Below are 24,626 nucleotides of genomic sequence, written 5' to 3'. Positions count from 1 at the left end.
TAATGCGATAAATTTGTAACATGAATTATTCTTTTAGAAAAGCAAGCATGTCTGAAGTTCCTCAAATATGGGCTATCCTGGAGCAGGCAATCATACGTAGAAAAGAGGATGGTAGTAATCAATGGCAAGACGGTTATCCCAATCCGGAGATTATAACAGAAGATATCGCATCAGGACACGGATTTGTGTTGACCGACGGTGCCGTAATTATTGGTTACAGCGCGGTGTTGATCAATGACGAGCCGGAGTATGCAAACATAAAAGGCCATTGGTTGTCAAACGAGGATTTTGTGGTTTTTCACCGGGTAGCGATTTCGGAAAACTATCTGGGCAAAGGCCTGGCTAAAAAGATGATAACGGGTATTGAAGCATTCGCCCGCGACCATAACATTTTTAGTGTGAAGGCAGATACCAATTATGATAACACAGCCATGCTGAATATTTTTGAAAAACTAGGCTACACCTACTGTGGGGAGGTCTATTTTAGAGGAAGTGCCCGAAAAGCATTTGAAAAATTATTACCAAAAGGATCTTAAAATGAATAAAAAGGCACCGCAGATATTTCGCAAAAGTACATTGAATATAAAAAGGCTTTTCCTTATGGACGGTTTGGGAGCCCTATTAACTGCATTCCTTTTATTTGTGATTTTGCGGCCTTTTGAAGCACATTTTGGAATGCCTCAAGCAACACTAACGATGCTTTCCCTAATAGCACTTGCTTTTTGTATTTATGGGATAACCTGCTTCTTCTTCGTGAAAAACAATTGGCGGCCCTTTCTTCAAGTGATCAGTATCGCTAACCTGCTTTATGTTTGTGTAACATTAGGGCTTGTCCTTTATTATGATGCGCGGCTGACTGTTTTAGGATTCATGTATTTTCTATTGGAAATGATCCTGATATTGGGACTAGCTTTCTTTGAGCTCTATGTTTCGCGCGCCCGGCATCATGATGACCGCTCCCTGCCGTAAATGTCGGAAAAAAGGCCATAGACCCCCGTGTGTAAATCCGCTCCAAAGAAACCCCTTATCTATGGATAACGCCCCAGCACAACTCATTATTATGCACAAAAAAATATAGTTTAAAAACGGTGTTTTGATCCGAAAGAACCAATATTTTTGGTTTGTATCGTGCTGAAAAGGGCATTTTATTGCATTGATTAACACATCCAAAAACACTATAAAGGGGGGAAAGTATGGATACTTATGTAATCGGTTTTCGGGCACTCAATAAAACAATGCTTGCGAGCGTAGGCGGTAAAGGAGCAAACCTCGGAGAACTCAGCCGGATTAAAGGCATTCTGGTACCGGATGGATTCTGTATCACAACGGATGCCTTTCGAAAGATCATAGTGCTAAATCCGGCAATTAACGAATTGCTGGACTCATTATCCTCACTCAAAAGGCATGACACCAATCAGATCCGGGTATTAAGCGCTGCGCTGCGCAAGCTCATTGAAGAGACTGGCATCCCCCAGGATATACAAGAAGCCATCTTCCGCGGCCTCTCTGAATCGGGCATAGAAAAAGCCTACGCTATACGCTCCAGTGCCACAGCGGAGGATTTGCCCACTGCCTCTTTTGCCGGTCAGCAGGATACCTATTTAAACATTATCGGAAAGGAAGCAATAGGGCAACATATCCGAAAGTGCTGGGCCTCCCTGTTTACAGAAAGAGCCATCCTGTACCGCGTACACAATGGATGGGATCATCGTAAAGTGCAGTTATCTGTTATCGTTCAGGAAATGGTTTTTCCGGATGCCGCAGGCATTATGTTTACTGCTGATCCGCTTACAGGCAACCGGAAGGTATGCACGATTGATGCCGGCTTTGGATTGGGAGAAGCCATGGTCTCCGGGCTCGTCAATGTTGACCAGTACAAACTGTATAAAGGCAAGCTTATCGAACAGCAGATTGCTCTTAAAAAATCGGGGATATACTCTTTAAGAGAAGGGGGGACAACCGTGCAGGAGCTTGCAACCGAACAACAGCAAAAACAGGTGCTAAGGGAGGATCAGCTTCTGGCATTGGAAGTGCTCGGAAGAATAATCGAAGCACATTTCGACGGTCCTCAGGATATTGAATGGTGTTTGGAAGAGGATACATTTTATATTGTGCAAAGCCGCCCCATTACTACTTTATACCCCATTCCCAAAGCGCCCGACGATGAAAACCGGGTATATGTATCGGTTGGACATAATCAAATGATGACCGATGCCCTGAAACCACTGGGATTGTCTTTTTTCCGGTTGACGACCCCTGCCTCCATGCTTGTAGCGGGCAGCAGATTGTTTGTTGATGTCACCGCTCAATTGGCGTCACCGGTGCGGCGCGCGCAGTTGATAGAGACCTTTGGGCAATCCGATTTGCTTATAAAAGATGCGCTCAAGAAGATTGCATCAAGAAAAGGGTTTATTAAACCATCACCGGAAGCGACCACGCAGCCGGCAGGCTATATTGATAAGACAATGTCCTGGAGCGATCTCGCCCCTTTCGAAAACAATCCGGGAATTGTGACTGATTTGATACAACAGAATCAAAACTCAATAGCCACGTTAAGACAAAATATCCGCGCGAAATCCGGAGCCGCCTTATTTGCATTTATCCGGGAAGATATTCTGGAATTAAAGAGCCTATTGTTCAATCCGCAAAGCTGGGCAGTCATTAAAGTTGCGCTGTATGCATCTTCATGGATCAATGAAAAAATGTATGAATGGTTGGGTGAAAAGAATGCAGCAGACGTTCTTTCGCAATCAGTACCTAATAATATTACTTCGGAAATGGGGCTGGCATTACTGGCGCTTGCAGATGTGATTCGTCCTTATCCGGCTATCATTACCTATTTACAAGAGGTAACAACAGATCCTTTTTTGGAGCGCTTGCTTCTATTTAAGGGTGGAAAAGAAGTCTATGATGCTATAGATCATTTTCTCAATCAATACGGAATGCGCTGCGCCGGAGAAATTGATATTACAAAAAACCGTTGGCGGGAACAGCCGAGTTTGTTGCTGCCCATACTACTCGGCCATATCAAAAATCATACGCCAAATGCCGGCCAACAGAAATTTGCAAAAGGGCAACAGGAAGCCTTTCAAAAAGAGCAGATGCTATTGGATGCACTAGTACGGCTGCCCGATGGAGCAGAAAAAGCAGCAGAGACCAAGCGAATGATCGGCTTGCTTCGGAATTTTATCGGTTATCGGGAGTACCCGAAATACGGTATGATCAATCGTTTTTTTATCTACAAGCAAGCGATGCTACAAGAAGCCGAACAACTCGTAGCCGCAAAGATTATTCAAGCTCCGGAAGATATTTACTACCTTACTTTTGAGGAGCTAGCCGAAGCTGTCCTCAGCCATAAGCAAGATCAAACCCTCATCCACGAACGAAAAGAGGCCTACAACAGAGACCAAAAAAGAAATCTGCCAAGGGTAATGACTTCTGATGGCGAGATCATTACCGGTGCGTATAATACGGAACATGTACCGGCAGGGGCAATGGCAGGTCTGGCTGTTTCTTCCGGTATCGTAGAGGGGTGTGCACGCATTCTGCTCCACATGGAAGACGCTGTTCTGGAAGCAGGTGATATCTTAGTGACCCGCTTTACCGACCCCGGCTGGACCGCATTATTTGTATCGGTTACCGGTCTGGTCACAGAAGTGGGTGGCTTAATGACCCATGGCGCCGTGATTGCAAGGGAGTACGGCCTGCCGGCAGTTGTAGGCGTAGAAAATGCGACCCGGTTGATCAAAGACGGGCAGCGCATTCGGCTAAACGGCACTGAGGGTTATGTTGAACTCCTGTAAACAGTGTGGCACCCTGTTTTGTTATTTCAGCACATAAATATAGATTCATCCAGCTAAGGTGAAAAATAAGTATCATTGCAGTACGGAACGGAATAATCGGAATATGAAAAAAATAATGATCATGGTGCTATTGATGATCGGAGTATCGGTAGCGCAGGCACAGAGTCAATACCATATCTTTAATGTAAAGGGTAAATATGGGATCACCGATACGCTTGGTAACGAGGCTATCAAACCGGTGCACGCTTTTGAGGAATCCTTTCCCGAAAGAAATGAGCTCGCCTTGTATAATTTTGATGACAAGATCAAAGATATCATCTTTAATCTGTCTACCGGTACCAAACAGGTATTTGAAAGTATTGATCCCAATGCGGTGTACATACAAAAAACAGGCTATACCTTTATTACCGATAAAGGCAAGAAATACCTGCGTAGTGAAGAAAGCGATAAAGTGATTCCAGTGAAGGATAGTTATTATGACTTTAGCAATGAAGGAAAATATATCATAGCCAAATATACGCCGCCACTCCCGGCACCTGAAAAGCCGGTCAAAGATAAAAATGGGTTCCTGATGCCACCAAAACCTATTTTGATGCCGGATGCGAGAAGTACAGGATTTGCGGTGTTGGAAAATAACGAATCGATGAAACCCTTGCTGAAAGGCGTTTTTGAAAAGTATATACCCCTATATGCTGTAAAAAAAGAGGAAGATGATACCGAGCTCGTAAAAGTAGAAATCATAAAATTGGCGCCTGGTAATTGGGAGAAATCTGATTTTTATACTCTCGTCTTCAGTACCGGCAATACCCATAGTGTCTACAATAGCCGTTTAGTATTGGTCAAAAAATTTGAATTAAAAAATGCCGAGCCAGAAGACCTGGCGGCCAAAGCCTCTGCTATTATGAAAACAACCTTATCGACATTTGATGTTGATCATGCAGCACCACCCAGTGTAGGTATGGTAGCGATGAGCCGCGATGCCGGCACGCCAAAAATCGTATATCCGTTTTTTACAGATCAGAAAGCGGAAAATGGCATGAATCAGTTTGTCTTAAAGGAAAGCGAGACCATTACAAAGATTATTTTCGAAACAAGAAAATCTTTTCGGTTTGATAAATACAGACACAGTATCCGTCTGATTGAGGATAAAGATAAGGACAGTGTATTCAGTATTGATCCCGAGACAGGAGCCTTGTATTTGCCTCAAAAATATTGGGATGTATTAGGGCTGATTGTCAAATAAGCAAATCCTCGCCCTGCTCTTGCTCGGCGGATGCATTTCGTTGTTATTACCTTAAATATAGCCTATAAAAAACCCTTTCAGGCCTTGACCTGAAAGGGTTTTCTGAATACGGAGCAAACCGCCTTAGTGCGCGTGTTCGCCGGTATTGCTTAATTTAGCATTGATAAAAAAAGCACCTTTGGTCACGATTTTAGCATTGGGTGGAATATCGTTGATAAAAGTAATCGCTGTATAGCCCATATTGGATACGCCTTTCACAATTTCTATTTTTTCAAAATTCACATTCCCTGCAGTTTCCTGCTCATGGTCATGCTGCACGCCCTCTTCATGTTTATGTTCTGTTGCTTCGGCTTCACTATGTGCCTCTGCGGCTTTATCCGTAATCACAAAAATATAATCCTTGCCGTCTGCGCTGACGAGCGCAGCATCGGGTACCGCAGGGCCGGTCGCATTATTCAGGCTTACAATGCCCGTAATATTCATGCCATCAATCAGCCCGTTTTTATTGCCCTGCACCTTGCAGTGGATAGGGATGGTTTTACTATCGTTCTCAAAAGCGGTACCAATGCTGAATACCGTGGCATCATATTCTTTCGTCGGGTTATTGGTTAGCGTAAAGTGAATGATCTGTCCGACCTTGATCAGGGGAAGATCCTTTTCAAAAACATTCAAATCTAAATGCAGCTGGCTGTTGTCAACAATTTCTGCTACCGGAGAAGAGACATCTACATAGCTGCCTATTTTTGCAAATACATCGCTTATCGTACCATCGATCGGACTGGTTACGACCAATGCCGATTTAAGATTGCTATTGCTGATACTGGCGGGGTTAATACCCATAAGCTGTATTTGTTGCTGCAGCGATGCTTTTCGCGTACGCAAGGCTTTTAATTCTGCATCTGCGTTCTGCAGGTTCTTTTTTGCACCTGCATTTCCTTCATGCAGCTCCTGCTGACGGGTCAACTCCTGTGCGGCAAATGTGATCTTACTGCCGATGGTCAGGTATTCTTCCTGCAATTGTATAAACTGAGGGTTCGCAATAGTGGCGATGACCTGCCCTTTACGCACATAACTTCCGATTTGTACATTAATGGCGCGGATGACGCCCCCGTAAAGAGATGTCGCATTAGCCTTGTTATTGTTCGGTACTTTCAGATTACCGTTAGCTTTGATCGTTGCGGTCAACTCTTTTTGCTCCACGGTGCCATAAGTGATGCCTACAGATTTTATCTGTGCTGCAGTAAGTGTTGCAATGGTCGGAGCGGCTTCTTCATGGGACGCTTCAGCCGGTTTTGCTGTTTTGCTATTTTGCTCATGTTGGTGCCCGTCATCCGCTTTATGGTTTGTACAGGCACTCATAAAGATACTGCCCAGAAGTAGCGCATATCCGAAACGGAATTTATATAATCGATATTTTGATGGATTGTTCATTGCTTCGTGTTTTTTATTATTAATCATTCATGAGTGCTTTAATCTCTATAACCGACTGATTGATTTGTTGTATGGATTGTAAGTATTTTAACGTGACCTCCGTTGCCGTGCCCAGCGCGTACAGGTATTCCACATAAGAAATGTCTCCCGTTTTATATCCGAGCTGTGCGGCTTTTATAATAGCTTCAGCATTGGGTAAAGCCTGCTCCTGGTAGTAGTTATAGCGCTGTACCTGTTGTCCGTATTGTTGCAATAGATTGCGGAGGTTTGCAAGTAATTGTTTTTGCTGCATGGCTGCAGCGGTTGCGGCACTTTGCTTCTGATATTCCAAAGCCTGAACCCGTGCCTTCGTTGCACCATAAGTGAGCGGAATGCTTATACCCACATTCACAAAATGAAAACGGTCTCCTCCGTTGAAATGCTGCTCCTGGTTATTGGTCGTCTGAAAACCGATAAGCGATTGGTTACTGTATCCTACCGAAAAATCGGGGAGGGCACCGGCACGTTCTACTTTCTTGCTTTGCTCCGCGATAGCGGCTTCCTGTTGCCAGGCTTTTACCGCAGGATGATTGGCCATCAGCGCACTGTCCGAAAGGCTATTGACCGATAAAGGGGTATAGCTTCCCGGGTTGATGATGGTGAAGTCCTCTTCGGTCTGCATCAGGTTCTTAAGCGTTGTGTAAGCATTGTGAATATAGGTTTCATTCTGCTGGAATAGCAGATGAATTTCCCCTCTTTTGGTCTCGGCCGTACTAATGTCTATCTTTTTAGTATCCCCCGTGTTATAACGGAGCGTAGCAATGCGGCTAAAGTCAAGATACAGGCTGTCGAGATACTGCAGTTGTTGAGCATTGTGTTGTAAATATTGCAATTGATAATAATAACTGCGTACCTGGCTTTTCAGTTCATTGACCGATAGCTCTTTTTGCCATTCCTTGCCTTTGACTTGCGCTTCCGTCAGGTTTCTTTTGGCGGTGAATAGACTTGGGAAAGGAATGCTCTGGGCAATCTGGAATGAATTGTCAAATGCACGGCTGTTATACTGTCCCAATTGTGTGCCCAATTCCAGCTTTGGCAATTCGAAGGCTGCGGCTTTTAGGCTTTGGGTCGATTGTATATCCAGGGTCCGGGCTTTAATGGTTAAGTTGTTGCGAAGGGCAATGCTTTCTACCGCTTCTATACTCAGGGTATTGTTTTGGGCACTAGCCGCACCTCCGGATACGATGAATAGTAGTAGAAGCAGCGTCGTTATACCCTGGCTTATTTTTTTACGCATCGGATTGATGCGGATTGGACGATTAAACATCATATACAATAAAGGAAGAATAAATAAAGTGAGTAGCGTGGCACTGATCAGTCCGCCGATAACCACGGTTGCTAAAGGCTTCTGTACTTCGGCACCGGCACTGGAGCTGATGGCCATCGGTAAAAAACCTAGGCTGGCTACTGTAGCTGTCATCAGTACCGGCCGGAGCCTGGTTTTGGTTCCTTCTATCACTCTGGATGTAATATCATCCCAACCCTCTTTGGCCAAACGGTTGAAGGTCGTGATCAATACAATACCGTTTAGCACCGCAATGCCGAAGAGTGCAATAAAACCAACACCGGCAGAGATGCTAAAGGGCATACCTCTTAAACCTAAGGCAAACACGCCACCGATCGCGCTCATGGGAATGGCCGCAAAAACCAGTGTCGCTTCTTTGAAGGAGCGGAATGTAAAATACAACAATACAAAAATGAGGAGTAACGATATGGGTACGGCGATCATCAGGCGGCCGGAAGCCTTTTCCAGGTTTTCGAACTGCCCGCCATAAGTAAAGTAATAGCCGGAAGGTAAATGAATTTGCTGCCCTAGTTTTGCCTGAATATCTTTCACCACACTGGCTACGTCACGGCCTTGTACATTAAAACCAATCACAATCCGGCGTTTACCGTTTTCCCGGCTAATCTGTGCCGGGCCCAGTTTATAATCGATGGTGGCGATTTGAGATAAGGGAATCTGGTTGCCATCTTTCATCGGGATAAAGAGATTGCGCACATCATCAATAGAACTTCTGTGTGTACTGTCTAGGCGCACAACCAGGTCAAACCGGCGTTCATTCTCATACACCACCCCGGCTGCTTTTCCGGCAAATGCGGTGCTGACAATACTGTTGATGTCTTCAACACTAAGTCCGTAATTGGCAATACGGGTGCGGTCATATTCAATATTGATTTGGGGCAAACCGGCAATACGCTCTACCTGAGGCGCCGTGGCCCCGGGCACCGTCTGAATCACCTGGTTTACCTTATTGGCATAGTTCAGTAAAGAATCCAGGTTCTCCCCGAATATTTTTACCGCCACATCTTGCCTGATCCCCGTCATTAGCTCATTAAAACGCATCTGGATAGGTTGGTTCTTTTCAAAAAAGACACCTGGAATCACAGCCAGCTGTTCGCTGATCTCCTCCGCGAGTTCATCATAAGATTTTTTCTTTTTCCAATCTTTCTGTGGTTTTAAAATTACGATCAGATCGGTGGCTTCCGGTGGCATTGGATCGGTGGGTACCTCTGCCGTGCCGGTTTTGCCCACTACCATTTTGACCTCATCAAATTGTTTGATAATCCGGGAAGCCTGCATAGAGGTTTCCAGGCTTTGACTTAACGAAGTACCTTGAGGTAAGATACAGTGATAGGCAAAATCACCTTCGCCCAAAGTCGGCAGGAACTCGCCACCCATGCGGGTAAACAGGAAGATGCTGAATGCAAAAACGGCAACAGCAATACCGACTAAAAGGAGTTTTATGCGGATGGCTTTTTCCAGTAAGGGTTGGTATATCTTTTGCAGAAAATCCATCATCCGGTCTGAAAAATTCTTTTTATCGCTTAGCTTTTTGGGTAGGCATAACGCACACATCATGGGGATGTAGGTAAAAGAAAGAATCAATGCACCAAGGATTGCAAAGCCTACCGTCTTGGCCATAGGGCCAAACATTTTCCCTTCGATGCCGGTTAAGGTAAGTATCGGAATATAAACAATCAGGATAATGATTTCTCCAAAAGCAGCACTGGTACGAATTTTAGCGGCAGAAGTAAAGACTTCATCGTCCATTTCCTGTTGGCTGAGGCGTGTAATGGATTTTCGCAAACCTAAATGGTGCATCGTAGCCTCGACCACAATCACCGATCCGTCTACGATCAAGCCGAAGTCAATGGCTCCCAAACTCATCAGGTTGGCACTTACGCCAAATACATGCATCATGCCCAGAGCGAAGAGCAGGGATAAGGGGATGGCAGAAGCAACAATAAGCCCGGCGCGGAAATTACCAAGGAATAAAACCAGGACAAAAATCACGATCAGCGCACCTTCGATCAGGTTTTTTTCTACCGTGCTCATGGCGCGACCCACTAAATCGGTACGATCCAGATAGGCTTCGATGATCACATCTTCCGGCAGGGATTTTTGAATGGTGGGAATCTTTTCTTTGATGCGCTTTACGACCTCATTGCTGTTTTCCCCTTTCAGCATCATGACCACACCGCCCACGGCATCTACCTGTCCGTTATAGGTCATGGCACCATAACGTACGGCACTTCCGAAACGTACTTCGGCTACATCTTTAATAAATATCGGGATGCCGGATGCCTGGCTTTTGACGACAATATTGCCTACATCTTCCAAGGAGGTGACCAAACCGATCCCTCTGATAAAATAGGCATTTGGCTTTTTGTCGATATAAGCCCCTCCCGTATTCTGGTTGTTCTTTTCCAAAGCATTGAATATATCGGGGATGCTCACTTCCATAGCTTTTAAGCGATCAGGATTGACCGCGACCTCGTATTGCTTTAAACGTCCTCCGAAACTATTGATCTCAGCAATACCGGGTGTGCCGTATAGCTGCCTGGATACGATCCAGTCTTGCATGGTGCGCAGGTCCATAGCCGAATATTTCTGCTCACTTCCTTTTTTCGGATGTAAGATGTATTGGTATACTTCTCCCAAGCCGGTGCTGACGGGCGCGAGTTCCGGTGTGCCGATACCTTTGGGAATTTTATCGTTTACTTCTTTTAAGCGTTCATTGATCAGTTGCCGGGCAAAATAAATATCGACCTCGTCCTGAAAGACGACAGTAATAACCGAGAGTCCAAAGCGGGAAATGCTTCGGATCTCCTCGACCTTAGGCACGTTTACAATATTCTGCTCGATAGGAAACGTCACTAATTGTTCTACTTCCTGTCCTGCAAGTGTAGGACACAGCGTGATGATCTGTACTTGATTGTTAGTAATGTCGGGTTGCGCATCTATCGGGAGTTTTGTAGCGCTCCAGCAACCCCATATGATGAGTAATAAAGTCATTAAACCAATAATGAGTTTATTCTTTATAGAGAATTTGATGATGTTGTCTAACACGTTCTTTATGATTAAGGTGATGACTGGAAATGAATATGCCGATTGCTGCAGGTCGGAATTGACCATACATTTATGGAAGATCTATAACATTAGCGTAAATGCATGATCTGTAAACAATGATGAAACATCATTGCACGTGCAGGAAATCAATCGGGTTAAGGGTAAAGACTAAGCCAATAGCTTAGGCGGTTGCCATATATTTCCGTAGAAATTGGAAATAAAGAAACTATTCCGAACCGAAATTTTGGGTGCCGGTGCGAAAAAAGGATGTGTTATTCTGATGACGGGAGGGGTAAAATGATGGGAAACAATGCCGATACTGCAACAACTGCAGACACAAAAAGGGCTACAGATATCTTCCTGATCATTATTGTGGTCGTGGGTTTCTGCTATGCTGATCGCTGCTTTTGTTTCCACTTTACGGTTGCATTCATTGTACATGTCACTGCAGGGTACAAGGGAGAGTACCAGCAGATATAGTGCAAAAAAGAATGTACTGTATTTCATCAGGGCACAAATATAAGAATAATTGATTCGTGCCCGATAATTCTTTATAAAATGATGATTATTTTTAACATTAACTCATTGGCGGACATGCCTTGGCGTAGGCAAACGGTTACTTTGTAAGAACACATAACGCCTTTAATCATCAAAATGACGCCCACAGAAATTAAACAGATCATCCGTAAAAACGAGCGGGACATTGCCTTCATTATCGGCAATGGGATCAATCGCTATCCCAATAATCCCAATGCCTTGTCCTGGGATGACTTGTTGATTCAACTCTGGGACAAGGTGTCTTTACAAACCCTCACCAGGCGGCCTAACGGCATTTCGCTAACGGAGTTTTATGATATCCTGGAGTTGGAGAAAGTACAGGATATCTATTTGCAAAAAGAAGTAGCCGATCTGATGCGGCATTGGGAACCTTTAGACCATCATCAACTAATCACCAACAAAATAAAATCCATTAATGCACCGCTGCTAACGACCAATTTTGAGGAAACATTTGTTAAGACCGTTGAGGGCACTTTATTAAGAACCGAGCAAGAAGGGTTCACCGATTTCTATCCCTGGTCTACCTATCATGGAACGGAGCAACTGGTACTGCCTACCGATGGTTTCGGTATCTGGTATATCAATGGTATGATTAATTATCACAGAAGTATCCGGTTGGGGCTGAGTCATTATATGGGCAGCGTACAAAGGGCGCGGGGATTGCTCTATAAAGGACAGGGAGATGAAATTTTCTCCGATAGAAATCTATATAACTGGAAGGGTGTAAAAACCTGGTTGCAGATTGTTTTCAATAAATCGCTTTTCATTTTTGGATTAGGACTTGAGGAGAATGAGACTTTTTTCCGATGGTTGTTAATCGAACGCATGAAGTATTTTAAAAAATATGTAAAGCTGAAACACAAAGGCTGGTATATCAACAAACGTAATAATAATGAAATTGATTTAGGTAAACGATTCTTTCTGGAGCGTGTAGGTTTTGAAGTGATTGATGTAGATGATTATAAGGATATATACGAAAACATATGGGTAGATCTCTAGTAGCGCTGCCCATTACAAACATAAATAAAAGATGAAATTGACTACAGAAATGATTAAGATCGCACAGCGGTTTTTAATAGAAAACAAAATACCTGTTGGGTCCATAGACGGTATTGCCGGAAAGCAAACGAAAGCAGGATTGGTACAGCTTAAAGATATTCCTGCAGACTGGATTACCAGCCGGAAAATTGTGGCCTGCATCCAATTGTATTGTAAACGGGAAGGAATTGATCCGGGGCTGATTGATGGTTACTGGGGGCCCGATACGCAAGCTGCTTATGGCCGTTTACGGCATTTGTTGCTCTATGGGAGTATTGAAAACCCTTGGCGTGCAGAGGATATTGTCTTAAGTAATCCCAATCATTGGCCTTTGCAAACGCAGGAAGCCCTAACGCATTTCTACGGCACAGCCAGCCCGGTTGGCAATCCGAACCTGAGAACCTTTGCCGTACCTTATCCTTTAAAGCTCGCCTGGAATCTGGAACAGGAAGTAACACAGATCACGGCACATCAAAAAGTAAAAGATAGCATTATTCGGGTACTGGAGGCGGTGCTGAAGCACTATGGTTTAGAAACTATTCAAGAATTAAGACTGGATCATTACGGAGGTTGTTTCAGTTACCGCAAAATAAGAAATGGGGGCACCCTGAGTACACATTCCTGGGGCATTGCACTTGATTTTGACCCCATGCATAACCAGTTGAAATGGGATAGGAGTAAAGCGGCATTTGCCAGACCAGAATATGAAGCCTGGTGGCGTTGCTGGGAGGCGGAGGGTTGGGTAAGTCTGGGCCGATCCCGAAATTATGACTGGATGCATATACAGGCCGCAAAAATAAATTCCTGATTTAGTACTTATGTAAAATGCAGCGCTTTTAAGCGCTGCATTTTACATAAGTAAACTAATTCTAAGCGACTGCATCTTCCTTTCTAGCCACGGTAAGATCGAAATGGAAATCGACATTACGCGTGGGAATACTGATCGTTCGCGTTCCGGCAAGATCCCAATCGCCCGATAAAGCGGTGAAGCTTTTCATAATTGTAGCCAGGGGGCGGTCTTCTACCTTACCCAGGTAACGGCCTACTACATTACTCAGGTTTTTAATGCTTTCGATCACGGCACCGGCGGTAAGCGCATTTCTGGCCATGCCGGTCAATTGTTGTAAGAGACTATTGTAGGCTTCATCTTGTTGCAGGCTTTCCATAATAGCGCCTGCGTTCCGCAAGCCTTTTTTACTTTTAATCACGGAAGCAACCAGGTGTAATTGTCCGGGTGTTTCTTTACCCGAATCATCCACATAATAAAATATCGTTTCTGCTGTCGGCAGGCTTTCTTGATCGCCTACACCGGGAAAGGTAATAATCTGTACCGGTTTTATAGATTGGTTGGGCATATCGCTTACCACAAACAATAAGAGGTATAGGTTTGCCAATCCCGGAAAAGGCCAGAACCGAAGGGTTCTGTTGTCTTTGACATAAACTGAGCGGATACGGAGCTCGATGCCGCTCAGTTGCTTGCTGCGGGCAATGCGCTGGTACACATGTTCGGGACTAATCACGGGGCTGTGCTCCGGTATCAGGTAAGCCGGAGAAGCTTGTCTGGGATGAAAGATTTGTAAGGCCATATAGATAAGGATTTAAGGGTTTATGAATAAAATTTGATTTGTTAGTTGCAGGAATCAGGCTATCCAGGTACGCGGCAAAAAGCGGAATTCCGGGATGTTGCTGTAATCTCTGTTGCATGCGCTTCAGGCTTGAGGTAGAGATGACCCAGTTCATAGGATAATATTCGTTTTGGCTGATGGTGTCGCGGCTATAAAGGTTCAGCTCAAAATAAGCGGGGCATACGGATGCATTGCCACCATGCTTTTGCTTTTCTATCTGTTCTATATACGCTTTTAAGCGGTAGTCGTTTGCCGAAGTCTGTGCACTGTAAGAACCAATAAGCGTAATTAAGGGTGCCGCCAGATCATTCAGTAAGGCATTAACGGGCGTAAAGGTTGCCAGACGTTTCGGACTATTACTGATATGCAACACCTGATACTTTATTTTTGATAAATGGGTACCATATCTGCGCTGCAAGTAAGGATCATTGGCCAAGAGGTCTTCCAGTTCCAGAATCATTTCATGGATAATGCCTGCCCCCGAATTGTCGAAATAACCACCATCCACAAAATAATGCTCCTGATTTTGCCCCGCCCCCATTTCGCTTATAGCTCCGGCCGGACTGATATAGGGAAAGCGGGCTCCTAAAACGACTGCCGTGCTCCATCGTATATCTTGCCCCGGGGGCAGCAAGGATAATACATCCAGGCGTTGGCCGTACGATAAGCTGTCCAGCTTTACCGTGCCGATGATGCCCGGTCGGGCATCCTGCATGCGTGTGGTATTCAGGCAGAGGATAGGTAATAAATAATGATCCTTGTCCGCTGATAATGCTGTAGAAATGGGTGCTGCAAAGAAAGCGCCGAATGGATTTTTGTTACCACCGCCGTATTCAATGCCCTGCTCCAAAGCGCGAGAGCGATCGGGTAATATGGGATAAATGTAGTTGACTACATCGGTACCCAGCATCCTAACCAAAGGATAACTCAGAAAATCGGTTTCCAGGAAAAGCTTTGCTTGTTCCGGACTACAGGAAATTGCGCTATACTTGCGTAAATAAAGAAGGCTAAAAAAAGTGGCATTGCCCAAACTTCCTCCGGATGCGCCGGATAGGGCGAAGAGGTTTTGATCCAGTTTGTAATGACTCAGGCTGTCTATTCGGTTCAGGACGGCTGCGACCCAGTAGCCCGAACGGGAAGCCCCTCCATCGCTGTGTATAAAAATCATGGGTATTTGCTGTATCGTATCACAGTCTAGCTCCTGCTGGTGCCTGGAGAGCCATTGATACAGGTATTGCCTGAAGCTGGGTCTTTGACTGTAATCAAGATTGGCGACGCTCACTGTATTTATCTTGTGGGGATCATTGAGTTGTGCCCCAATCAGAAAACAAAGCAATAGGAAAAAAAGAATATTGATTTTGTAGATGGTTGATAAAACGGCGATAAGGTTACAGAGCCCGGTATAAAATCCAAAGGCCAGCATGAGTATAGCAATACTACCTAAAGCGGCTGCGACCGAGGGCTGTATGATGGCCGCAATGAAAATGGCAGAAGCGACTAGCGCCAATACCTGTAGCAAGATGAAAGTATGGTTTTCGGTTTGGGGTATAGGTTGTTGCACCGATCTGAAAATTATATCCAATAACTTTTGTGAAAGCTGTTGCCACTTTTTGGGGAGATAATTAGCACGCAACCGTTTCCGGTTAATAATCAGAAAGAGGTAGCATAATTGCATAATTGCAACCGTGCCTGTCATAGTCAGTGGCGTGTTTTTATAAAAAGCGGTTGAGATGATGAATACAAAATCGAGAATAAATACAATATGGAACAGGTTGATTAGGCCTTTACTGCCATACTGCTTTTGAAACTGATCAGAGAACTTTCTGATGGCTCGATGAAGGACGCTATAAGCAATAGGTATACTAATCAGGAGTATCGGCAGACTATTTTCCTTGATCCATAGCAAAGCGTAAGATCCGCTACTGCAGATAAAACCTAAGATCACAATTGCATACACATAAAAACCCAGGATGCGCGGCAGATGAAACATCAGTCGGGACGATTGAAGGTAGATTCCGGCTTTACAGTAGGATACAATCCGGCCGGAATACCAAAGCATGTAGCTCCAAAATAAAAGAGCCGTTAAGACCATGATTCCGGAATACCAATGACTGCTTTCCAAAGTACTGAGCAGGAGATCACTGCCCTGGGGTAGGGCGATCAATACCAGTGCGAAAAGAAAGAGGAGCAGAAGGGATGGGCTGTAGCATAACAAGACGCGTAACAGCCGGGTGGTACTTCGGAAAAAACTGCCTTGGCATTGCCGCGCATTTTGGGTAAATAACATAGAATGCAGGTTTTGGCGTTTAGGGTTTATAGGGTGTTTTTGTACCTACAAAGTAAATGCTTACCTGCGCCAAAGTGTGGCGGTCTGTTTTGGTAGCCTGAAATTTTTTGAAAGAAAAATTGAGGTAAAGAAAATGATTTTGGGGTAAAGATTAATATATACTGAGATGCAGGTATGTCCGTCTGCACATTAGTTCTATTTAAGAACTATTGTTGGTCTTTGGTTAGATTTCTTTCTTTATAGCAATAAGAGTAGGTAAAAATACCTACTCTTATTAATCGACAAGAACTTAATCTAAATATTTAGATTGCTTCAATTCATTTAGCTCAATATTTGAATAGGGTTCTAATATCTATTCAATCACCATTGTCTCACTTTGAGGGTTCATCATCTACTTCTTCTTTATTTGTAGTTTTTCTGATAAATTTTAAAACAGTAATAATTCTGTCTCTTTCAATGTCATCAAGAGATGTGCATAATTTTTAAACTTTTTTCGTTAAGATCTTTTACGACATCAGGTGTGCAATTTTTTAGTTAATAGAATTATTAAATTCTCTAATAAGTAGTATTCTGCTATTCTTTTAAAAATAACTAATTTTGATTTCTGAATTGCTCATTAAAGCAGATGTAAATAAATCTATCAATTTATCTTTTACCATTTTTACTTCTGAATTGTCAGTATTATCTGGAATTGGGATATTTGTGATTGAATTTAAATAATCCTGTATTGACGGAATGACCCAATTTGGCTCGTTATAAAACCCATCATTCATATGATAGTGCAGCAAAAAATTATCCCATTTGCCATTTGCCATAGGCTTTCCTAATTCCATTAATTCATCAAAAGATCCAATCCAAAGATTAATGAAATTTTCCTTATCTACAGTAAACTTTATTTCAGGTTCTCCTAAGATTGTATTGTCAAATTGAATGTTTTTCATAATATAATATTTGAATGTATTATTTTGGTGACCAATGCCCCCATTGTAAAAGTAAACGTTGAAAATATGTAGCATTACCCCCTTGGTACGCTTTTACTGCTGCTTGCCAAGTATTAAAATCAAACCAGCGGTTTTGGCCAATAAGTACTTGAGTTTGTTTTCTTAAGCCATTAGCGTTCCCTGCAAGACTTCTAGTTACTACCCAATTATTTACAGTACTCTCGGGAGCTTTTGGAGTTGGAGTATGCCATCTTGCTTCATAGGTGTAACCATATTTATCTGTCCATTTATATTTTACTTGCGTATATCCTGCCGCTTTTATTTGTTTATCTACGGTTACATTTTTTAAAGGAATTTCAATTGGCGCCGTTTTGGTATCAATAGTGTAGCCATTAAACTTATATACAGATTTTATTCCTTTTTCGATGGTGTTTTTTGTTTGGACGAGATTTTTTGCACCACCAAATCCAAAATGTAAAGCCCACTCTATCCCAATTTTGACTCCTGCTTCTGAAATTGCAGCCCAACCCTCATCCTTATTACTAACAGTGAGGTTTTTATAATAGGTGTATCCATTTCCAGAGGTATCTCCACTCATTTGTGCCGCCCAGGCCGCTTTCATGGTCGGGATCGTCTCCGATATAGCTTCGTTCCAGAATTTAGTTCTAGTTTCTTCGGGCAAATAGGCTTTGGATGGAATATTAGGATCTCGTCCATACCAATCACGTTGTATAGCACTATTTTGCCAAGCATCTACCTTATTGTGGAACAGTTTGTCTCTCAAATCCATTAAACCATCTATGCCAATATTAGCAGCCCAACTTTTAAATTCCTTATTAGCGCCACTATTTGCAATCTCATTTAGTTTTGACTGAAATTTTTCCTTTGTCCTTGCCTCTCCATCATAGAACTTTACCTGCTCTGGGCTCATTCCGTAGCTAATGTTCTTTTTTTCATCTCCATCCCCCGGATCCGCCCCACTCGGATCATTCCACATCACCGGATTATTAAAAGCATAGTTATAAGGACTCATGCCCGCATATTTCGCTTCCATAGGGTCAATTGCCGTCCATCGTGCTAGCCATGGAATATAATACCTTGCGCCATGATAGTACAAACCATTTTCTTCATCCCTTTCCTTGCCGGTGTAACGATAGCGTTTGGCACTGGCCTTGATACTTGCGTTCATGGCCTGGTAAGAGCTGGTTCCGTAAGGATGATATTCCTCATAAGAAATGATCGCCGCGTTTTCGTCTAACTCTAATGAGGCAGATTGCAGATGATTGGAATAAACAAAGCGCGTCAGGATTGCTTCGGTACCATTATCTTCAGCAGCAGTACCTGTAGTCCGTTTTTCCAGCATGGCGATACGTCCGCTATCATCGCTGATATGCAGGGTTTCGCGTTGTACTACGGGTATACTCAAAGAACTATTGTCGAATTTACGGTAGATTTCATAACTGCCCAAATAAATCCGCTCTTCAGAAAAAGTGGCTTTTCGGGTGTACTTGCGTATTCTTTGTCCGCCGCTGTATTGGTACCAGGTATTATCTCCGGCTCTATCGATCTGCGCCAGCTCATTATGATGGTTCCAGTGCATATGGTCCAGATGCGGCATATCAATCATATTACCCCGTACATCATAATGACACATATAATTATCGCTGCCTATCGTTGTACTGAGCAAGCGGTTATTGCTCGCACCATTCTGATAAGAACGGGTATAGCTGTTTGTGTCTGCGATGTGTTGTAATGTTTCGATATTACCCGCTTTATCATACGTATAGTGCTGGGTGTAGTTCTGCACGGCATTTCCATTACCCTTATGATTGGTCTGCCAAGGGGCATCATCGGTATTGTCACCGGATCCAAAGCTATTGCTGCCGATCTGCTCCCGGCCTTTAGCTTCAATCAGGCGATACAATGCATCGTAAGTAAATTCTTGTACCGGTGCTACGACGCTGTTGTTGAAGAACAGCGTTTGTTGTGCCGCATCGCTGATACGGGTAATGTTTCCTACCGGATCGTAGGCATAGTTTAGATCTTGCAGTACCTCATTGGTACTTAGCCTTACGGTCAGCAGGCGGCGCAGGCTAAAGGTCAACTCATCATAAGTATAGCTGGTCTTGGTGCCATTTGCATACCAGATGGCTTGTCTTTGTCCTTTGGCATCATAAATGATACCATCCACATAAGGATCTTCATCTAGGTACACCTGGTATAAAGCACCGGAGCGCTCATATATAAAATGGTGCTCATGCCCACCCGGGTCGGTCGTGATTACCGGCCTGCCCAAGGCATCATATTGCATGGTGCTGGTAAAGACCTCAGTGCTGAGTGCAGGGGGTGTATTCCAGTCCACTTCAGTCAGGGTTGGGCTTTGCAGTAGGGTTTGGGTACTTTCCAAAGGAGCACCTTTAAAATCATATTGTATCATTTCCTGTATGCCGGAGGCATCCTCATGTTTCAGGAGCTGTCCGCGCATGTTGCGATCGGTATCGTCCGTGCTGTCTTCTCCATAGGTCCAGCGTTCCACCAGACTAGTCTCTTCTTCCATCGCCATATAACGGGCAATGGGTCGGCGCAGCGCATCATAAACCATAAGGGTTTTACGGTCTTCGGCATCCCAGGTATAGAGTGGCTGCCCGGCTACATCCAATAGGGTATAGGCGGTGCCGCTGTCTATACTTTCTTGGCGGCAAGGCGCCTGCAACATATTATAGCGATAGGCAAGCGGCTGTAAGCCGCGTCCATCTACCATACTGATTCTTTGTCCCTGTATATCCAGGAGCTCATAACTCTTGATATCGGTGGTTTGACTATCCTGTTGTATGGTATAAAAGCCACGAGCCAAGCTATCCGTATGGACAATCGTAGGTGTGTTGGCATGCAAGGCGGCTTTTTGTGCGGCATGCTGCTCGGCTGCGCCTAAAGCGCCACCAATGCGCTCGGTATACCACCAGCTTTCGAGTATCGTATCATTCTGGTCCCATACTTCCTGCTGCCAGGCGGTCCATTCCGTACGGCTAAAACTGCCATCGGGCATTTGCGAACGATATACCCGACCCAGGGGATCATAAAATACTTTTGCCGTAACCCCTTGTGCGGCGGCCTGTTCTGTAGTGTCGCAGAGATGGGTATTGCTGAAATAAGGCTCGTACTGCATCACGGCATTGCCTTTGTTGTTATAAACGGTACGGCCGGTACCCAGCCAGGGCTTATTCTGGTGTTCACCGGTAATGGCTTTATGCATCAGCACCCGGCCCATACCATCACTGTAGCTGAGACGGATCAGGAGCTGAGGTGCATTCACCGTCGATCCGAAGCTATGTTCCGTACAGGCGATCATCCCTACGCGGGCGGGGAGGCTATTCATATCGTACACGCAGCGCCAGGTGGCCCCTTGTAGTAGTTCTTCTGCAATGCTGTCCGGATCTTGCCAGAAGCTTTGCTGGTGGGCAAGGTCTGTTAGGCTGTCGATCTCCAGCAGATCCAGCGTATCCCCTTCAGTACCTTCATCCTTACCTTTTACGGCCATCGCTACGGGTAATCCCAGGGTATCATATACCATCTCATTGATATTCAGATTCGCATCGCGCATGCGCTCGGGTTGCAGGGTGTACCAATTATAGCGCAAGACTTCGTTGCGATTGCCTAATGCATCAGTCACACTAAGGGGTAGCAGGTAATCTTCATTCCAAAAATCCACTATAGTCTTATTGCCCCATGGATCCATAAATGTATCAGGGGTATAGAACCGAAGTTCGGGTGTTTCGTAAGTGGCGGTACCGGAAGGCAGCCAATAATCTGTTGTCGTATCAAGTGTTTTAAAACCCGCTTCTTCCAGTAAGCTGCCATCTACACGGTGCGCATAACAATGGTACAAGCCGTTTTCGGTACAGGCTTTCTGGTAACTTTGATAGGGTAGGCCTAAGGTATCTATGATGCCGAAGCCCAATGGAGTAAGCGTATCGTTACTTAAGAATTTTGTTTTGCTGTGGCTGAGTAACCTTTTCGTACCGGCAACAGATGTTTCATGATACGCGATTTCTGTGGCCTGTCCGATCGCAGTGCGGAGCGACTCCGGATTATATAGAATGCCTGACGCTGGAGGAGTGGTGCGCAATTCAAAAGACCTGTTTTCAAAAGGAACCCGTAGGCGGTAATGCATATTATTTATCGCATCCACAGTATAATTGGTTTCAGTGCAGGTAATATGAGTAAGTGCTTGAGCATCCTGTACCTCCTGTGGAAGACCGGTATCGGCGTGTCTGCGGGCATAAGCAACCTGTGCTTGTTGCAGAACATTCCCGTATTTATCTGTTGCTAAAGTGAACTCCTGCTGTATGCGTGCATCCTTTAAGTCTCCTTCGCAGCTAAATGCAATTTTTTGCTGATTCAGGTTCAGGAAGCTGGCATGTTTTGGAGCGAGCCAATGATCTGGGGCTTCCGGTACGGCCTGGATCTTTTTTACGGTATAGGCGAAAGCCGTTACGGTATAGATATACGGTAGCTGTCCTGCTTTAAGTGCATAGACTTCCTGTCTTAGCGGACTGCCTTTTAAGGCTCGGCAGGCTTCGCGTTGCTCGAAGGCGTTCATTCCGTTAGGCAACTTGATTATGGGCGTACCCTTGTTGTCGGACAGGGGGCTATCCCAGCCTTCAATCGGCAGGTATTCCGCTGCAAAGGTTTCGTGCAAGGAGGCTTCTTTGATCCAGGCGCCGGTATGGTACCAGCTTTTGCTTAGAACAGGTTCCTGATCTAAGCTGTGTGTACTGTGATCTACGCTGTCGATGTCTACGGTTTCCACATAGCCAAAACCGCGGAACTCCCGTTCGGCATGATCGTAATAGCCATGCCGGTAGCGATAAGTCTGACTGAAGCGGCTGTCGCTCACACTATCGTAAGTACTTACGGTATGAATACAATGCAGGGGAAAAGGTAGCCTGGTGGCCCAACGAATACCCTCTTGTTTATCTTCTAGGTAGAATTGCGTGGAGCTTTTATAGGACACACTTACCGTCTTACCGGTACCGTTATGGTATTGCTTCAGGAGATATGGTTTAATACCGCCCATCAGGTCGATATACTGTATAGGCGCATCGGCATGCGCCGGAAGTGGAGAACTCCATACCAGGCAGCCGGTGCCATTGCCCAGGAAGTCCAGCACGGCCAGTTTGCAATAGGCATCCGTAGCCGGTAGGGGATTGATATAAATGGCGTCTGAAAAGCTATTTCCGGAATGGTTGAGGTAGGCAATACACGCATTCCGGCCGGTATAAATAATATCGGCAGCGCCGGTACCACTGATATCGGCGAGGCTGATGTATTGCGGGTTGAAAGAAGAGGGTGTTTCGAAGAAGGGCGCATTAGCCATACTGACCTTAGCACCAAACTGTCCATAACCTTTATTCGGCCAGTAGCACACTTCACCATTTTGAATGCGCACCAGATCGGTCATACCATCGCCGCTCATGTCAGCCAGAAAAATGCTTTGTAGCGCATCGCGCAGGAGCAATACCGGCCCCCTTTCTTCATCGCTATCTACAAGCGCACTACCACCCCGGTCAAAGCCTTTCTTGCCTTCATTGGCCCACCAGGTCCACGCCCGATCTTCAGTAATCAGTATGTCGGCACGACCATCGCCATCGAGGTCGAGCATTTTCGTAAAAGGACTGTTCCAGTCAATATTGATCACCTTTTCGAAAGGACAGAAAGGCGCCCAATTATTTTTATATTCCGTATGGGCATCCGGGCCATCTAATTGCCAGAAGCCTTTAACCTGGCCTTGTTCCACGATTTGACGTTGTCCGTCACCGTCTAGATCCTGCCATTGCAAGCTATTGCCCAACCCCGTAAAGGAAGGTTTTTCGGCGATCGGTTTGGGGCTGTCAAACCGGGCATCACCCAGGTTGTTTTTATAGAACCAGCCATCAGCCTGTTCTGTCAATATACCGCTTAAGCCTTCTCCTTCAAAGTCGATCCACTGATAAGGTCCGCTGAGTCCTTGCGGCGCTCCGCAGAAATCTTCGGCGGCTACTTTGTGAATATCGGTATGCCATTGCAGCGCATTATATTCCATCGTCATGGCCGGTAGGGCTTTGCTGGTGTACGTCTCATCCGTTTGTAAACGATATCCTTTCGCCGTTGCTTTTATGATATAATCTGTTTCCAAGGTTTCTGCATCGGGTCGAAGATCGCTTTGGTACTGGAGTTCGAGGCTGCGCACCAGTGTGGGCTTTCCTCCATTTAGTTCTGTAAAACGGTGGAACATCAGCACTCTTTCCGCTTTGCGATAGGTACGAATCTCGAAGCCCGCATGAAAGCCGGAGAAAGGGTCTTTCCGGCAGGCCCATGGCTGATTTGCGGTGTAGCTTTCCCCAACATGGTCGCCGTAGTCCATAATACTTTCAAACAACCATGTCGTATCCGGTAAGGAGGGTTGCCATACCTGGTTGTCTCCGATAAAATAGGGTGTCTTGTTTCCATAAACTACCTTTTTAAGATAGGTATTGGTACAAAGGGCCGTCCCATTCAGCCGGTTTTTTTCATAGATACTTTGCGGGACTTGTTCAAAGTTTTCCGTTACATAGGCAAAGCATTGTACATTTCCTTTATGATCAACCACCATATCCGGAAACCATTTAAAAATGCGGCTAGTATCTGAAGGATCGGCAATGCGGCTGCTCTGTTGCATGCCATAATAGGTGGTGATATTATCTTTGGTAGTGACGCGCCACCAGGCATTATTGCCTTTGCAGATGTATTCGATGCGGGCGAAAAGCCCTTCAATACGGGGTATGTACCGCCTGATGGTATAAAGACCATCGGTTACGATCAGGCGTTGACCCGAAGCATCGAGTTCCGGGATCAGGTCTTCTGCTCCTGCGAGCAGGAATACATCACTCTCCTGCGCGTCATTGTATCTGGGTAATTTTTTATCTGTTTTGCGTTGAATGGCCGGCAGGCTTAAACCCCATCCGAGACCGAATTCACTATTGCCACCACCACTATTATAGCTGATGGATAAGGCAGGGGTGAAACCACCTCTGCCCCCCGTGAGGGGTAGAGGGATTTCTACAGATGCAGTTCCGTTAACCGCGTTAACGGTAAACTTTTCATCTATCCCTTTGATCGCTCCCCCCCCTTTGGGGAGGGCGATACTGGGTGCAGCACTTTTATAATAGGGGCTGCTGTCTTCATCCTTCTTTGGTTGGACGCTGTATTGCTCCAGCGGTGAGGCTTTAGAGGCCTGACTTCCGTTGCTATTTTGTTTTTGTTGTTCTTGCTGATTAGGATTCATGGTTCCG

General features: G+C 44.9%; 13 protein-coding genes. 6 read left to right on the top strand and 7 right to left on the bottom strand.

The annotated features are described in order from the left end of the window. Nucleotides 1-20: 20 nt before the first annotated feature. The 4 genes from DBR32_RS11130 (at nucleotide 21) to DBR32_RS11115 (ending at nucleotide 5,046) form a co-directional block, all read left to right on the top strand. Complete coding sequence (locus tag DBR32_RS11130; protein ID WP_124636413.1) at nucleotides 21-536, top strand: GNAT family N-acetyltransferase; 516 nt, start codon at nucleotides 21-23, stop codon at nucleotides 534-536. Nucleotide 537: 1 nt separating this feature from the next. Further along, complete coding sequence (locus tag DBR32_RS11125; RefSeq protein ID WP_124636412.1) at nucleotides 538-969, top strand: hypothetical protein; 432 nt, start codon at nucleotides 538-540, stop codon at nucleotides 967-969. A gap of 224 nt (nucleotides 970-1,193) precedes the next feature. Beyond that, nucleotides 1,194-3,803 (top strand): phosphoenolpyruvate synthase, encoded by a 2,610-nt coding sequence (gene ppsA / locus DBR32_RS11120; RefSeq protein WP_124636411.1) that lies wholly within the window; start codon nucleotides 1,194-1,196, stop codon nucleotides 3,801-3,803. A gap of 103 nt (nucleotides 3,804-3,906) precedes the next feature. Further along, a complete protein-coding gene (locus DBR32_RS11115; RefSeq protein WP_124636410.1) occupies nucleotides 3,907-5,046 on the top strand; it encodes a hypothetical protein in 1,140 nt (379 codons plus the stop codon). Between the two features lie 123 nt (nucleotides 5,047-5,169). On the opposite strand, the gene DBR32_RS11110 is transcribed toward DBR32_RS11115, so the two are convergent. The 3 genes from DBR32_RS11110 to DBR32_RS15855 form a co-directional block, all read right to left on the bottom strand. Further along, on the bottom strand, nucleotides 5,170-6,477 hold the full coding sequence (locus DBR32_RS11110; protein WP_233559722.1) for an efflux RND transporter periplasmic adaptor subunit: 1,308 nt from the start codon (nucleotides 6,475-6,477) through the stop codon (nucleotides 5,170-5,172). A gap of 19 nt (nucleotides 6,478-6,496) precedes the next feature. After that, a complete protein-coding gene (locus tag DBR32_RS11105; RefSeq protein ID WP_124636409.1) occupies nucleotides 6,497-10,867 on the bottom strand; it encodes a CusA/CzcA family heavy metal efflux RND transporter in 4,371 nt (1,456 codons plus the stop codon). A gap of 168 nt (nucleotides 10,868-11,035) precedes the next feature. Next, nucleotides 11,036-11,374, bottom strand: coding sequence for a DUF6660 family protein (locus DBR32_RS15855; RefSeq protein ID WP_370453701.1), 339 nt, complete (start codon nucleotides 11,372-11,374; stop codon nucleotides 11,036-11,038). A 147-nt stretch (nucleotides 11,375-11,521) separates the two neighbouring features. Between DBR32_RS15855 and DBR32_RS11095 the strand changes: the two genes are divergently transcribed. Both DBR32_RS11095 and DBR32_RS11090 read left to right on the top strand, forming a co-directional pair. After that, complete coding sequence (locus DBR32_RS11095) at nucleotides 11,522-12,424, top strand: hypothetical protein (protein WP_124636407.1); 903 nt, start codon at nucleotides 11,522-11,524, stop codon at nucleotides 12,422-12,424. Nucleotides 12,425-12,455: 31 nt separating this feature from the next. After that, entirely contained in the window at nucleotides 12,456-13,271 is an 816-nt protein-coding gene (locus DBR32_RS11090; RefSeq protein WP_124636406.1) for a M15 family metallopeptidase, read from the top strand. A gap of 61 nt (nucleotides 13,272-13,332) precedes the next feature. On the opposite strand, the gene DBR32_RS11085 is transcribed toward DBR32_RS11090, so the two are convergent. From DBR32_RS11085 to DBR32_RS11070, 4 genes are all read right to left on the bottom strand, one after another. Further along, nucleotides 13,333-14,049, bottom strand: coding sequence for a hypothetical protein (locus DBR32_RS11085; protein WP_124636405.1), 717 nt, complete (start codon nucleotides 14,047-14,049; stop codon nucleotides 13,333-13,335). Continuing rightward, nucleotides 13,976-16,375: a hypothetical protein gene (locus DBR32_RS11080; protein ID WP_124636404.1), complete on the bottom strand. Its 2,400-nt coding sequence runs from the start codon at nucleotides 16,373-16,375 to the stop codon at nucleotides 13,976-13,978. The genes DBR32_RS11085 and DBR32_RS11080 overlap by 74 nt, the downstream gene beginning before the upstream one ends. A gap of 581 nt (nucleotides 16,376-16,956) precedes the next feature. Next, a complete protein-coding gene (locus tag DBR32_RS11075) occupies nucleotides 16,957-17,316 on the bottom strand; it encodes a hypothetical protein (RefSeq protein WP_124636403.1) in 360 nt (119 codons plus the stop codon). Between the two features lie 19 nt (nucleotides 17,317-17,335). Then, nucleotides 17,336-24,619, bottom strand: a complete 7,284-nt coding sequence (locus DBR32_RS11070; RefSeq protein WP_124636402.1) for a SpvB/TcaC N-terminal domain-containing protein — start codon at nucleotides 24,617-24,619, stop codon at nucleotides 17,336-17,338. Nucleotides 24,620-24,626: the final 7 nt, after the last annotated feature.

This window comes from Taibaiella sp. KBW10, assembly GCF_003852495.1.
Taxonomy (GTDB): Bacteria; Bacteroidota; Bacteroidia; order Chitinophagales; family Chitinophagaceae; genus Edaphocola.
Note: the sequence above shows the minus strand (reverse complement) of the source record. Positions and strands in the feature narration are given on the sequence as shown.